This is a genomic window from Pseudomonas sp. Z1-14, assembly GCF_051132005.1.
Classification (GTDB): Bacteria; Pseudomonadota; Gammaproteobacteria; order Pseudomonadales; family Pseudomonadaceae; genus Aquipseudomonas.
Map to the genome: position 1 here is coordinate 2216332 of NZ_CP071646.1, position 13701 is coordinate 2230032.

The 13701-nt window shown below is 62.9% G+C and carries 12 protein-coding genes; 8 read left to right on the forward strand and 4 right to left on the reverse strand.

Features of this window, described 5'->3' with window-relative positions:
* Positions 1–61: 61 nt before the first annotated feature.
* Positions 62–1447 (reverse strand): sensor histidine kinase, encoded by a 1386-nt coding sequence (locus J3P89_RS10230; protein ID WP_434697445.1) that lies wholly within the window; start codon positions 1445–1447, stop codon positions 62–64.
* Complete coding sequence (locus J3P89_RS10235) at positions 1425–2108, reverse strand: response regulator transcription factor (RefSeq protein ID WP_305500352.1); 684 nt, start codon at positions 2106–2108, stop codon at positions 1425–1427. The genes J3P89_RS10230 and J3P89_RS10235 overlap by 23 nt, the downstream gene beginning before the upstream one ends.
* A 273-nt stretch (positions 2109–2381) precedes the next feature.
* Between J3P89_RS10235 and hcnA the strand changes: the two genes are divergently transcribed.
* Genes hcnA through hcnC form a run of 3 tightly spaced genes read left to right on the forward strand, consistent with a single transcriptional unit; the run spans position 2382 to position 5366 of the window.
* Positions 2382–2708, forward strand: a complete 327-nt coding sequence (gene hcnA, locus J3P89_RS10240) for a cyanide-forming glycine dehydrogenase subunit HcnA (RefSeq protein WP_434630195.1) — start codon at positions 2382–2384, stop codon at positions 2706–2708.
* A complete protein-coding gene (gene hcnB / locus J3P89_RS10245) occupies positions 2705–4123 on the forward strand; it encodes a cyanide-forming glycine dehydrogenase subunit HcnB (RefSeq protein WP_434697446.1) in 1419 nt (472 codons plus the stop codon). Before hcnA ends, hcnB begins: the two co-directional genes overlap by 4 nt.
* A complete protein-coding gene (hcnC, locus tag J3P89_RS10250) occupies positions 4107–5366 on the forward strand; it encodes a cyanide-forming glycine dehydrogenase subunit HcnC (protein WP_434697447.1) in 1260 nt (419 codons plus the stop codon). Before hcnB ends, hcnC begins: the two co-directional genes overlap by 17 nt.
* Positions 5367–5538: 172 nt before the next feature.
* On the opposite strand, the gene J3P89_RS10255 is transcribed toward hcnC, so the two are convergent.
* Positions 5539–6150, reverse strand: a complete 612-nt coding sequence (locus J3P89_RS10255; RefSeq protein WP_434697448.1) for a glutathione S-transferase N-terminal domain-containing protein — start codon at positions 6148–6150, stop codon at positions 5539–5541.
* A 34-nt stretch (positions 6151–6184) separates the two neighbouring features.
* Positions 6185–7105 (reverse strand): MurR/RpiR family transcriptional regulator, encoded by a 921-nt coding sequence (locus tag J3P89_RS10260; protein ID WP_305500359.1) that lies wholly within the window; start codon positions 7103–7105, stop codon positions 6185–6187.
* 312 nt (positions 7106–7417) lie between these two features.
* On the opposite strand from J3P89_RS10260, the gene J3P89_RS10265 reads away from it, so the two are divergent.
* The 5 genes from J3P89_RS10265 (at position 7418) to J3P89_RS10285 (ending at position 13632) form a co-directional block, all read left to right on the forward strand.
* Positions 7418–9355, forward strand: coding sequence for a bifunctional 5-dehydro-2-deoxygluconokinase/5-dehydro-2-deoxyphosphogluconate aldolase (locus J3P89_RS10265; RefSeq protein ID WP_434697449.1), 1938 nt, complete (start codon positions 7418–7420; stop codon positions 9353–9355).
* 190 nt (positions 9356–9545) lie between these two features.
* Entirely contained in the window at positions 9546–10439 is an 894-nt protein-coding gene (gene iolE / locus J3P89_RS10270; RefSeq protein WP_434601148.1) for a myo-inosose-2 dehydratase, read from the forward strand.
* Positions 10436–11245 (forward strand): 5-deoxy-glucuronate isomerase, encoded by an 810-nt coding sequence (iolB, locus tag J3P89_RS10275; RefSeq protein ID WP_434697450.1) that lies wholly within the window; start codon positions 10436–10438, stop codon positions 11243–11245. The genes iolE and iolB overlap by 4 nt, the downstream gene beginning before the upstream one ends.
* Before the next feature lie 29 nt (positions 11246–11274).
* Positions 11275–12777 carry a CoA-acylating methylmalonate-semialdehyde dehydrogenase gene (locus J3P89_RS10280; protein WP_434697451.1) on the forward strand — a complete coding sequence of 501 codons (1503 nt, stop codon included), beginning with the start codon at positions 11275–11277 and terminating at the stop codon, positions 12775–12777.
* Between the two features lie 33 nt (positions 12778–12810).
* Positions 12811–13632 (forward strand): TIM barrel protein, encoded by an 822-nt coding sequence (locus J3P89_RS10285; protein WP_434697452.1) that lies wholly within the window; start codon positions 12811–12813, stop codon positions 13630–13632.
* The last annotated feature ends 69 nt before the right edge of the window (positions 13633–13701 follow it).

The following is a 13701-nucleotide window of genomic DNA, read 5'->3' on the forward strand; positions in this document are numbered from 1 at the left end:
GCAGCCGAGCGGGAGCAAGCTCCCTCGCCACGGAGACCGCGTCATCAATGGGACTGCGTAATCAGAGCAACGTCGCCCGACAATCCAGCGCCAACCGCGCCCCGCCCAGCTCACTGCGATCCACCTCCAGCGTAAACCCGTGCAGCGTGACAATCGCCGCGACGATCGACAGGCCCAGGCCGAAGCCGAGGTGCTGGCTGCTGCCCTCGGCGCGGTAGAAGCGCCGGAACACCGCCTTGCGTTCCGCCTCGGGAATGCCAGGGCCTGAGTCGAGCACTTCGATGCGGCTGCTGTCGCCCTGGTCGACGCCCCGCAGGATCACCTCGCCGCCCGATGGGGTGAATTTGATCGAGTTGCTCAATAGGTTCGACACCGCCTCGAACAACAATGCCCGGTCACCGTTGAGCAAGGGCAGGGTGTCGGGCACTTCCAGCTTGAACACCAGCTCGCGTTCTTCGGCCAGCGGCAGATAGAAGTCATGCAGTTCCTGCAACAACTGCAACGGATCCAGACGCACGAAACCGGAGCGGCGCTGCTGGTCCTCCAGTTCCGAAATCCGCAACAGACCGCGAAACCGCGCCATCAGCGTATCGGTCTCGGCGATCACCTGATCCATCTGCAACGCTTCCGGGGAGCCGTCCGCGGCCTCTTGCTGGATGCGATAAAGCTGGGCACGCAGGCGCGTCAGCGGGGTGCGCAAGTCATGGGCAATGTTGTCGCAGACGCCCTTGACCTCATTCATCAGCCGTTCGATGCGATCGAGCATGGCATTGACGATGGCTGCCAGCATGTCCAGTTCATCGCGACGGCTCGACAGCGGCAGGCGATGGGTCAGGTCGCCGGCGACGATGGCTTCCGCGCTGGCCTGCAAGGCGCGGATACGCCGCAGCGGTCGACGTCGCAACAGGTGCCAGCCGGCGATGCCCGGCAGGATAGTCAACGAGACCCCCCAAAGCAGCGCGTGCAGGATGATGCGGGTCACGGCGAACAGCGAGCCGTTGTCCCGCGCCAATACCAGCCAGCGGCCGTCCTGGGTCCGGGTCGCGACCGCGTCGCAACTGTCGGAGGGGATCATCGGGTCGTCGGAGTCGACGCAGCCACCGAGCATATGGATCTTGCCGTCCAACGGCAGGTCGGCGGGGATGCGCTGGATCGGCCCGCTCAGATGGCGCAGCTGCGGGTCGAACAGGCCGTAGGCGTCGACGCCGCGTTCATCCAGCGACAGGCTGGCCATGAGCGCGTCTTCCAGCTGTTCGCCATGGATACGCGCGAACAGGTGCTGGCGCTGCATCAGGGAATGCTTGGCGAGGCTGTCGAGGTAGCCGAACACCTCGTAATACATGACCCCCATCAGGATCGCGCTCCAGATCACGAACAGCGAACTGTACAGCGCCAGCAGGCGGCTGCTGGAGGAGCGCCAGCCCTTAGCGGGGTTCAGCAATGACATAGCCGGAGCCTCGTACCGTGCGAATCAGCGGTTCCAGGCCCGGCGGATCGATCTTCTTGCGCAGGCGACCGATGTGGACGTCGATCAGGTTGGTGCCCGGATCGAAGTGATAACCCCAGACTTCTTCGAAAATCATCATGCGCGAGAGGATCTGGCCACTGTTGCGCATCAGAAATTCCAGCAACTTGTATTCGGTGGGCAGCAGGCTCAGTAATTGGCCGTTGCGGCTGGCCTCGCGGCTGATCAGATTCAGCTCCAGGTCCGCCACCCGCAGCACGGTTTCCGGCTCGCGGGCGCCGTTGTTGCGGCGCAGCAGCACTTCGACCCGGGCGGCCATTTCGTCGGTGGCGAACGGCTTGGTCAGGTAATCGTCGCCACCGGCCCGCAAGCCACGCACCCGCTCGTCGACATCGGAGAGGGCGCTGATCATCAGGATCGGCGTGGCCACGCCCATGCTGCGCAGCTGGGTGACGATCACCAGGCCGTCGAGTTCAGGCAGCATGCGGTCGAGAGTGATCAGGTCATAGTCACCGCTGACAGCCCGTTCCAGGCCCTCGCGGCCGTTGTCGACCCAGTCGACGTCCAGGCCGTTGCGGGTCAGTTCGGCGACGATTTCACGGGCGGTCACGGCGTCGTCTTCGATGGTCAGGATACGGTTCATGGGCGTTACCGGTTGGGAAGTGGAGCTATTGCGCAGCATTCTGCCAAAGATTACCTGTCGGCTTTCTGAAAAAAAGTTCATGGGCGCCGGCAAATGCATTCCCTGGCCTGGATCAATACTTCGTCACAAATAATCCCTAACATATTCCGGCACGCCCCATCATGCTGCGTCCCTCGCTGTGTTCCGCCGCGCTGTCGCTGGCGGGCACTGACGAGAAGCTGGTGGCAAGTGGCGCAAGGAGCCGAGACCTACTGAACCTTAAGGATGAGTCGCATGATCAACTCCCAGAATGTTCTACGCCGTAAATTCGATATTCAACCGCTGAAACGGGCCGACATGAGCGTTCGCCTGGACGGCCAGACTGTCGACGCCGCCGAGGGTGAGACCGTACTCACCGTCATCCAGGCCATGGGCCAACGCCAGGTGGCCCGCAACGACCACGGCCAGGTCAGCGGTGCCTACTGCGGCATGGGCATTTGCCAATGCTGCCTCGTCAGGATCGATGGCCGCCACAAGCGACGGGCCTGCCAGACGCTGGTGCGACCGGGCATGCAGATCGAAACCCGGGCCAATCGCATCGCCGCAACGGAGGCGCCATGAACCTCGATCCGGTGATTGTCGGCGGCGGGCCGGCGGGTATGGCGGCGGCCATCGAGCTGGCCGCCAATGGTCTGCGTTGCACGCTGCTCGAAGAAGCGCCACGCCTGGGCGGCGTGGTGTACCGCGGGCCGTTGCGCGATGGCGTGAGCCTGGACTACCTGGGGGCGCGCTACAGTGAGGCCCTGGCAAAGCTCCATGGGGAATTCCAGCGCAACGCCGGCCTGATTGATGTGCGACTGGGCAGTCGGGTCATCGGTGCCGAGGGGTTCCGGGCCCTGATGCTGCTGGACGGCGACGAGCGCTTGCGGGAAGTGGCCTATTCCCAGTTGATCCTGGCAGCCGGTTGTCATGAACGCAGTGTGCCGTTCCCCGGCTGGACACTGCCGGGGGTGATGATGCTCGGTGGCCTGCAATTGCAGATCAAGAGTGGCGTGGTCAAGCCGCCGAGCCCGGTGGTGATTGCCGGCACCGGCCCGTTGCTGCCCTTGGTGGCCTGCCAGCTGCACGCCTCGGGCGTCACCGTGGCGGGTGTCTACGAAGCCTGTGCCTTCGGCAGGATCGCCAAGGAAAGCCTGGCGTTATTGAACAAACCGCAATTGTTTCTCGATGGCCTGGGCATGCTGGCGTACCTCAAGCGGCACCGCATCCGGGTGCGCTATGGTTGGGGCGTGGTGCGCGCCGAGGGCGAGGGTGAACTGAGCAGCGTGACCGTTGCGCCTTACTCCGCCGACTGGAAACCGGACCTTGGACAGGCCGAACAGCTGCCGGCCGAGACGCTGGCGGTCGGCTACGGGTTTATCCCGCGCACGCAGTTGAGCCAGCAGATGGGGCTTGACCATGGCTTCAGCGAAGACGGCTACCTGCGCGCCGTGTCCGATGCCTGGCAGCGCAGCAGCGAAGCGCATATCCACCTGGCGGGCGATATGGGCGGGATCCGCGGCGGTGAAGCGGCCATGTTGAGCGGGCGCATCGCGGCGTTGTCGGTCCTGCTGCAGCGTAATGTCCTGGATGAGACGACGGCGCTGGAGCGCCGCAGGCGCTATCAGGCCCAATTGGAGCGGATCATTCGTTTTCGCGCCGCCGTTGATCGCTACACCCGGCGCGGCGCCGGGCAAACCGCGCTGCCAGCCGCCGATACGGTGATCTGCCGTTGCGAACACGCCACCCGCGCGGACATCGACCGCGCCCTTGAACAGGGCGTGCAAGACATGGCCAGCCTGAAAATGCGCACCCGGGTGAGCATGGGCGATTGCCAGGGTCGCCTGTGTGTCGGCTACTGCAGCGACCGCCTGCGCGAAGCTACCGGACGGACCGATGTGGGCTGGCTACGGCCACGTTTTCCGATCGATCCGATTCCTTTCTCTGCGTTCCAGAACGACGACCCGGAGGCGGTATCCCATGATCAGGCACTATGACGTAGTGATCGCCGGTGGAGGGGTGATCGGAGCGTCGTGCGCCTATCAACTGTCCAAGCGCAAGCACCTGAAGATCGCCCTGATCGATGCCAAGCGTCCAGGCAACGCCACCCGCGCGTCGGCCGGCGGCCTGTGGGCCATCGGCGAATCGGTGGGGCTGGGCTGTGGGGTGATTTTTTTCCGCATGATGTCGGCCAACCGCAAGCGCCAGGCCCAAGGCGCCGCCGTGGCGGTGGATGCCAGCACGCCGCATATCCTGCCCGACTCGTTTTTCGATTTCGCCTTGCAGTCCAACGCGATGTATCCGCAGTTGCACAGGGAACTGATCGAGCGTCACGGCATGGATTTCAAGTTTGAAGAGACCGGGCTCAAGTTCGTGATCTATGACGATGAGGACCGCTCCTACGCCGAACACATTGTCGCCTGCATTCCGCACCTGGCTGATCAGGTGCGCTGGCTCGACCAGGCGGCGTTGCGCGAGGCCGAGCCGAGTGTCAGCCATGAGGCCTTGGGTGCGCTGGAGTTTCTCTGCGACCACCAGGTCAGCCCGTTCCGCCTGGCCGACGCCTACACCGAGGGAGCGCGGCAAAATGGCGTTGATCTGTTTTTCAATACCAACGTGACTGACGTATTACGTGACGGCAGTCGGGTGACAGGGGTGAAAACCGCCGAAGCCGGCACGTTCAACTGCCGGACGTTGATCAATGCTGCCGGCGCCTGGGCGGCGGACTTGAGCGAGCAGGCGACGGGCGTGCGGATTCCGGTCAAGCCGGTCAAGGGGCAGATCCTGCTGACCGAGCGCATGCCGAAAATCCTCAGCGGATGCCTGACCACCAGCGATTGTTATGTGGCGCAGAAGGACAACGGCGAGATCCTGATCGGCAGCACCACGGAAGACAAAGGGTTCGACGTGACCACCACCTACCCTGAAATCGAGGGGTTGGTGCAAGGCGCGGTGCGGTGTATCCCGCAACTGGCCGACATCAACCTGAAACGCACCTGGGCCGGCCTGCGTCCCGGCTCACCGGATGAATTGCCGATCCTCGGGCCGATGCGCGGCGTGGAGGGCTACCTCAACGCCTGCGGGCATTTTCGCACCGGCATCCTGACCTCGGCCATCACCGGGGTGCTGCTGGACAAACTGGTGAACGACGAGCCGTTGCCGCTGGACATCACACCGTTCCTGGCGGACCGGTTTGAAGTGGCGGCGGTTGCAGAACCGAGGAAAATGCAACCGGCCTGAGAGCCGGGGCGAACCCACATTGTTTTTTGGTCGGTCGCAGGTTTTTCGTCAAGCACGGTTCCTGTGTGGGAGCGAGCCTGCTCGCGAAAGCGGCGTGCCAGTCAACGCCAATGTCGATGCACTGGCGCCTTCGCGAGCAAGCTCGCTCCCACAGGTTTTGTACTGTGGAAGGTTATTCCACCGGTGTACTGACAAACGCTTCCAGGCCTTCGGCATAAGCGGTAAACGCGCTGATCTGTGGGAAGGCCTTGCCTTGCACCTGGTCGGCCACCAACAGGTTGGTGAAGGTCCATGCCACCGCGACGCTGATGCCGGCCTGGTCGAGCGAGCCATCGGTGGGTAATGGTTGTTTCACCAATGCCTTTTCCAACTCGCCATATGCCGCCAGCAACTGGCCCGACACCCGCGCGAGCCACGGCTCATGCTGGATTTCCGTTGGGCGCAAAGTGCGTTCGTAATAGATCTGCACCGATTTTTCGCACGCCGCCAATGCCAACCCGATCAGTTGCAACGATTGCAACCGTTGCCCCGGATCGCTCGGCATCAGGCTCTTCCCGGGCCCGGCCAAGGTTTCCAGGTAATCGATGATCAAGGTCGAGTCCATCAACACCGAGCCATCATCCAGCACCAGGGTCGGGGCCTTGACCACCGGGTTGATGCGCTGGAATTGCTCGAAATGCCTGAACACCGAAACCGATTGATGTTCCAGGGCGATCCCCAGGCGTTTCGCGGAAATGGCGACGCGTCGCACATAGGGCGAGTCCAGCATGCCGATCAGCTTCATGGCTTCTCCTTCAGCGGTTTATTTCAGGTCGGGCTCAATCTTCGAATCCGACCTGTTCATGGATTTCATCAACCTTGAGTTCAAGCCGATAGGCCACGGCGATGAACAGCGCCTGGCACAGGCACAGGGTGGCGCTCAACGAGCGAAAGGCGAACGAGCTGCCTTCGTTCACCAGCAGCACCGCATTGGCCCGCTTGGCCAGGGGCGACAGGTTGCTGTCGGTGATGATCAGCGTCTTGGCCTGGTGATGCTGGGCGATGCGCAGGCAGTGCTGGGTTTCCTTGCCGTACGGGGTAAAGCTGATGGCGATGACCAGATCATTGGCCCGGACGCTGCGCATCTGCTCGCGATAACTGCCGCCCAGGCCCGACACAAGGTGAATGCGCTTGTTGGTGTGCTGAAGGTTATAGACCAGGTAATCGGCCACCGCGAACGAGCGCCGCACACCAACGACGTAGATGTTATCGGCGTTGACCACCAGGTCGACGGCTTTTTCGAACGCCTCGTCGTCGAGTTCCAACCCCAGGCGCTCGATGCCCGACAGGGTGGCGTTGACGCATTCGCGCGCGAGATCGCCGGCGCTGGCCTTCTGCGACTTGTTGGCGATCATGCTGCGAATGCGTTGCTGGTAGTTCTGCACCGGCGTGGTCTTGTGGGTGTACGCCTCGCGAAACAGCGCCTGCATTTCGCTGAACCCGCTGAAGCCGAAGCGCTGGGAAAAACGCACGATGGCCGAGGGGTGCACTTCGCACTCCCGGGCGATGTCGCTGATGCGATCGACCATGATCCGGTCGCTTTGCTGGCTCATGTAGCTGGCGATGCGTTTGAGCTGGCGCGGCAGGCCTTCGTACTCCTCGGTGATCAATTGCAGCAGCCGCTCGGCGTTGATCGGTGGGCTGGGGAGGGCGGGTTCGGACGCGCTCTCGGACGGCACCGGCAGATCGGGGCGGGTCATAGAAAATCCTTCTGGCTTGTTCTTATAGGACGCCCTGGGAAACGGGTTGGTCCTCGACAATAGGTTGGCTGGTCGCAGTCTACAGCGTAGCCGCGGGGAAAATCATGAGCGCGCGCAGTTGTGAGCCGTGCTGAAACGATGCACCGCGTCTGGTCCGGCCAAGTAACAGTCTATTGGAAAAAATATTCCACTATAAAAATTTATGGAAAAAATATTGATTATTGCCGTTCGCTCGTTTTAGTCTGCATTCACCAAAGCGTTGGCGTCGGTTCCGGCGTCAAGCGCAGGCTGATAAAAATAACAGGAGCCAGCATGGGCCAGACTCGTTTTGCCAGTGGACGTCAATTGGATGTGATCTGCCTGGGGCGCCTGGGCGTCGATCTCTACGCGCAGCAAGTCGGTGCGCGGCTTGAGGATGTCTCGAGCTTCGCCAAGTACCTGGGTGGCTCATCTGCCAACATCGCCTTTGGCACGGCCCGTCTCGGGCTTCGGTCGGCGATGCTGAGCCGGGTGGGCGATGATCATATGGGGCGCTTTCTGGTGGAGTCCCTGATGCGCGAAGGTTGCGACGTCAGCGGCATCAAGGTCGACCCTGAACGCCTGACGGCCATGGTGTTGCTCGGCATCAAGGACCGCGAGACCTTTCCCCTGGTGTTCTACCGTGAAAATTGCGCGGACATGGCGCTACGGGCCGAGGACATCGACGAAGCTTTCATCGCCTCGAGCAAGGCGCTGTTGATCACCGGCACGCACTTCTCCACCGACAGCGTCTACCAGGCCAGCATCCAGGCGCTGGACTATGCGCAGACGCACCAGCTCAAACGTATCCTCGATATCGACTACCGCCCGGTACTCTGGGGCCTGGCGCCCAAGGCCGATGGCGAAACCCGTTTTGTCGCCGACCGCAAGGTCAGCCAGCACGTGCAAGGCATCCTGGCGCGTTTCGACCTGATCGTCGGCACCGAAGAAGAGTTTTTGATCGCCGGTGGCAGCGAAGATCTGCTGGCCGCGCTGCGTACCGTGCGCTCGCTGACGGCGGCGACCCTGGTGGTGAAGCTTGGCCCGCAAGGTTGCACGGTGATCCACGGCGATATCCCGAACCGCCTGGAAGACGGCGCCATTTACCCCGGCGTGCGGGTCGAGGTGTTGAATGTGCTGGGCGCGGGCGACGCGTTCATGTCGGGTTTCCTCGCCGGTTGGCTGGAAGACGCCAGTGATGAACGCTGCTGCCAGTTGGCCAACGCCTGTGGCGGGTTGGTGGTGTCGCGTCATGCCTGCGCCCCGGCGATGCCGACCCGGGCCGAGCTCGATTACCTGTTTGCCAGCCCGGTGCCGATCACCCGCCCTGACCAGGATGTCGTGCTGCAACGGCTGCATCAGGTCAGCGTGCCGCGCAGGGTCTGGAAACAGCTGTTCATCTTTGCCTTTGACCATCGCTGGCAGTTGGTGGAACTGGCCCAGCGGGGTGGTCGTGGCCTCGACAGCATCGGCGAGCTCAAGCAACTGTTCATCCAGGCCGTGGAGCGGGTCGAGGCTGACCTGCAACGCCAGGGCATCGAGGCGGATGTCGGTCTGCTGGCCGACCAGCGTTTCGGCCAGGATTCCCTGAATGCGGCCACCGGGCGCGGCTGGTGGGTCGCGCGGCCGGTGGAAGTGCAGGGCTCGCGGCCGCTGGCGTTCGAACACGGCCGTTCCATCGGCAGCAACCTGATTGCCTGGCCACAAGAGCAGATCATCAAATGCCTGGTGCAATTTCATCCTGACGATGAGCCGCTGCTGCGCCTGGAGCAGGAAGCGCAGTTGTTGGGCTTGTACAAGGCGTCCCAGGTCAGCGGTCATGAATTGCTGCTGGAGGTCATTCCGCCCAAGGATCATCCATCGGCCCATCCGGACGTGCTGTATCGGGCGCTCAAGCGGCTCTACAACCTGGGTATTTTCCCGGCGTGGTGGAAAATCGAGGCGCAGACCCGCGATGAGTGGAAACAACTTGATGAGCTGATCCAGCAGCGCGATCCGTATTGCCGTGGCGTGGTGCTGCTGGGCCTCAATGCCCCTGCGGCCGCGTTGGCCGAAGGCTTTCGCCAGGCCAGCCAGAGCAGCACTTGCAGAGGGTTTGCCGTGGGCCGGACGATCTTTCAGGAACCGAGCCGCGCCTGGCTGGCCGGGGAGATCGATGATGAAACGCTGATCCGGGATGTGCAGGGCCGGTTTGTGGAATTGATCGAGGCCTGGCGCGCTGCGCGTGCCTGAGATACAGGGCTTTTGTGGCGAGGGAGCTTGCTCCCGCTGGACTGCGAAGCAGTCCCGAAGTCAGCTACCCCGATGCGACAGGTAAACCGTAGCTACTGGTTTTTGCGTCTGCTTCGCAGCCGAGCGGGAGCAAGCTCCCTCGCCACAGGTGATCGGTTGGACATTAGAGAAAACAACAAAAGGTGCAGCCATGCCCGCTATTCGAATTGGCATCAACCCGATTTCCTGGAGCAACGACGACTTGCCATCGTTGGGCGGCGAGACGCCGTTGAGCACGGCGTTGAGCGAAGGCAAGGAAATCGGCTATGAAGGTTTCGAGCTCAATGGGAAGTTTCCCAAGGACGCCAAGGGCGTCGGCGACGTGTTGCGCCCTTACGACCTGGCGCTGGTCTCCGGCTGGTATTCCAGTCGCTTGGCGCGGCGTTCGGCGGCGGAGGAAATCGACGCCATCGCCAGCCATGTCGAGCTGCTGGCGCAGAACGGCGCAACGGTGCTGGTCTATGGCGAAGTGGCCGATTCGATCCAGGGCCAGCGCATTCCGTTGATCGAGCGGCCACGCTTTCACACTGACGAGGCCTGGCAGGCCTATGCCGACAAGCTCACCGAGCTGGCCCGCTTCACCTTGTCCCAAGGCGTGCGCCTGGCCTACCACCACCACATGGGCGCCTACGTTGAATCGCCTTCGGACATCGACAAGCTGATGGCGCTGACCGGCAGCGAGGTCGGCCTGTTGTTCGATTCGGGCCATTGCTACATGGGCGGCGGCGAACCGCTTCAGGTGCTGCGCAAACACATCGAGCGCATCTGCCATGTGCACTTCAAGGACGTGCGCAAACCCGTGGTGCAGTTGGCGCGCAACAACCTCTGGAGCTTTCCCGACTGCATCATCAACGGCACGTTCACCGTGCCCGGAGATGGAGATATCGACTTCGCCGCGTTGCTTGATGTCCTGCTGGCTGCCGATTATCAGGGCTGGCTGGTGGTGGAAGCCGAGCAGGACCCGGCGGTGGCGCCGAGTTATATCTATGCCAAGAAAGGCTACGACACCCTGCGTGCCCTGTTGCAGGAGAGAACTGCGCCATGAGTCTGCTGATAAAGAGCAATCCCAGCGACCGGACCATGGTTGAACTGCCACGCGACGCCCTGGAATACGTCGGTTTTGCCGCCTACCGCTTGAGCCTTGGCGAAAGCCTGCCGGTGGCCGCCGCAGACCGGGAATTGTGCGTGGTACTGCTCAGCGGCCGCATCAACCTCAAGGGCGAAGCATCGGGGCAGGGCGCCTTCGATTGGGACAACCTCGGCGATCGCCAGTCGGTGTTCGAGGACAAATCACCTTATGCCGCTTACCTGCCGCCCGGCAGCCAGGCCCAGATCACCGCGTTGAGCGATGTGCAAGTGGCGGTGTGCGCCGCGCCGGGCGGCGCGCCGAATGCGTACGGCCCACGGCTGATCCGTCCCGAGAGCATGAAGCGCAGCGTGCGCGGCAAGGGCGCCAATACCCGCTACGTCTGCGACATCCTGCCGGACAGCGAGCCGGCCCATTCGCTGCTGGTGGTAGAAGTGCGCACGCCGTCGGGGCATTCGTCCAGTTATCCGCCGCACAAGCACGACACCGACGATTTGCCGCACCAGAGCTTTCTCGAAGAGACCTATTACCACCAGGTCAACCCCTCCCAGGGCTTCGTGTTCCAGCGGGTCTACACCGACGATCGCAGCATCGACCAGGCCATGGCCGTGGAAAACAGCGATCTGGTCGTGGTGCCCAAGGGTTACCACCCGGTCAGCGTGCCCTACGGGTACGAGTCGTATTACCTGAACGTCATGGCCGGTCCGAAGCGGGTCTGGCAATTCCATAACGATCCGCAGCATAGCTGGCTGCTCGACCTCTGAATTCGAACATTCCAACGGAGACCAGGACAATGAGCGACACCCCGGTAATAGGCCATTACATCAACGGTCAGGTGCACAGCAACGACTCCGCGCGGTTCAGCAACGTCTTCAATCCCGCTACCGGCACGGTACAGGCCCGGGTGGCGCTGGCCGAACCGGGTACCGTCGAGGCAGCGGTGGCTTCGGCGCTGGCGGCCTTTCCCGGCTGGTCCGAGCAGTCGTCGTTGCGCCGTTCCCGGGTGATGTTCAAGTTCAAGGAACTGCTTGACCGCCACCACGACGAGTTGGCGCAGATCATCAGCCGCGAGCACGGCAAGGTACTCTCCGATGCCCATGGCGAAGTCACCCGGGGCATCGAGATCGTCGAGTACGCCTGCGGTGCGCCGAGCCTGCTCAAGACCGATTTCAGCGACAACATCGGCGGCGGTATCGACAACTGGAACCTGCGCCAGCCCCTGGGCGTCTGTGCCGGGGTCACGCCATTCAACTTCCCGGTGATGGTGCCGCTGTGGATGATTCCTCTGGCGCTGGTGGCGGGCAACTGCTTCATCCTCAAGCCTTCGGAGCGCGACCCGTCCGCCAGTCTGCTGATGGCTCGGTTATTGACCGAGGCTGGGCTGCCGGATGGCGTGTTCAACGTGGTCCAGGGCGACAAGACGGCGGTGGATGCGCTGTTGCAGCACCCGGACATCGAGGCGATTTCCTTCGTCGGCTCCACGCCCATCGCCGAATACATCCACCAGCAGGGCACCGCGAACGGCAAGCGCGTGCAGGCCCTGGGCGGGGCGAAAAACCACATGATCGTCATGCCCGACGCCGACCTCGACCAGGCGGCGGATGCGCTGATCGGAGCGGCCTACGGCTCGGCCGGTGAGCGCTGCATGGCGATCTCCATCGCCGTGGCGGTGGGTGACGTCGGCGATGACCTGATCGCGCGATTGTTGCCACGCATCGACCAGTTGAAGGTCGGCAATGGCCAGCAGCCCGGCACCGACATGGGGCCGCTGGTGACTGCCGAGCACAAGGCCAAGGTTGAAGGTTTCATCGATTCCGGCGTAGCCGAGGGCGCGCGGCTGATCGTCGACGGGAGGGGCTTCAAGGTGCCCGGGGCCGAGCAGGGGTTCTTTGTCGGGGCGACGCTGTTCGACCAGGTCACTGCCGAGATGAGTATCTACCAGCAGGAGATTTTCGGCCCGGTGCTGGGGATCGTTCGTGTGCCGGATTTCGCCACGGCGGTCGCGCTGATCAACGCCCATGAATTCGGCAACGGCGTGTCGTGTTTTACCCGTGACGGCGGCATCGCCCGGGCATTCGCCCGCAGCATCAAGGTCGGCATGGTCGGTATCAACGTACCGATTCCGGTGCCCATGGCCTGGCACTCCTTTGGCGGCTGGAAGCGCTCGCTGTTCGGTGACCACCACGCTTATGGCGAGGAAGGCCTGCGCTTCTACAGTCGCTACAAGAGCGTGATGCAGCGCTGGCCGGACAGCATCGCCAAGGGTCCCGAATTCAGCATGCCCACTGCTCAATAACCCATTTCCATGAATGCCGGAGGGAGAACAACAATGAACAAGCCCCTGCGTTTTGCCTTGAACCGAATGGTTGCCCCACGCCTGTCGCTGCCCGCTTTCATCGATCTTGCGCTGGCGTTGAAAACCGATGCCATCGAAATCCGCAATGACCTCAAGGGCGTCGAAATCGAAGACGGCATGCCGCCCGCCCGGGTCCGTGAGCTGTGCGACGAACGCGGCGTCAAGGTACTGTCGATCAACGCCCTGTACCCGTTCGACGTATGGAATGAAGAGCGCCGCGCCCAGGCCGTGCGCTTGGCCGATTACGCCCGCGAGTGTGGCGCCGAGGGGCTGGTGATGTGCCCGCTCAACGACCGCGCCGACCCGCGCAACGCCGCCGAACGCGCGGCGGGGCTACGCACCGCGCTCAGTGAGCTGGCGCCGATCCTGCGCGCCTTCGGCATCTACGGTTTTATCGAACCCCTGGGGTTCGAGGAGTGCTCGTTGCGGCGCAAACGCGCGGCGGTGGAGGCGATCAAGGCCATCGGCGGGCTGGATGTGTTCCGCCTGGTGCATGACACCTTTCACCATCACCTGGCCGGCGAGGAGGAATTTTTTCCCGAGCTGACCGGGCTGGTGCACATCTCCGGCGTCGAGGATGCGCAGGCTCCGTTGGCGAGCATTCGCGACGGCCACCGGGTGCTGGTGGGCGACGCCGACATCCTTGGCAATGCCGCGCAGATCGAGGCGCTACGGGCCGGTGGCTACGAGGGTTACCTGTCCTTCGAGCCGTTTGCACAAAGCGTCCATGACCTGGCCGATATCCGCCAGGCGCTGGGGGCGAGTATGAGCCACCTGCAAAGCTCGCAGGCCTGACCTGATCTCAAAACGATGGAGAACCCCTGTGGGAGCGAGCTTGCTCGCGATGACGGTAGCCCATTCAAC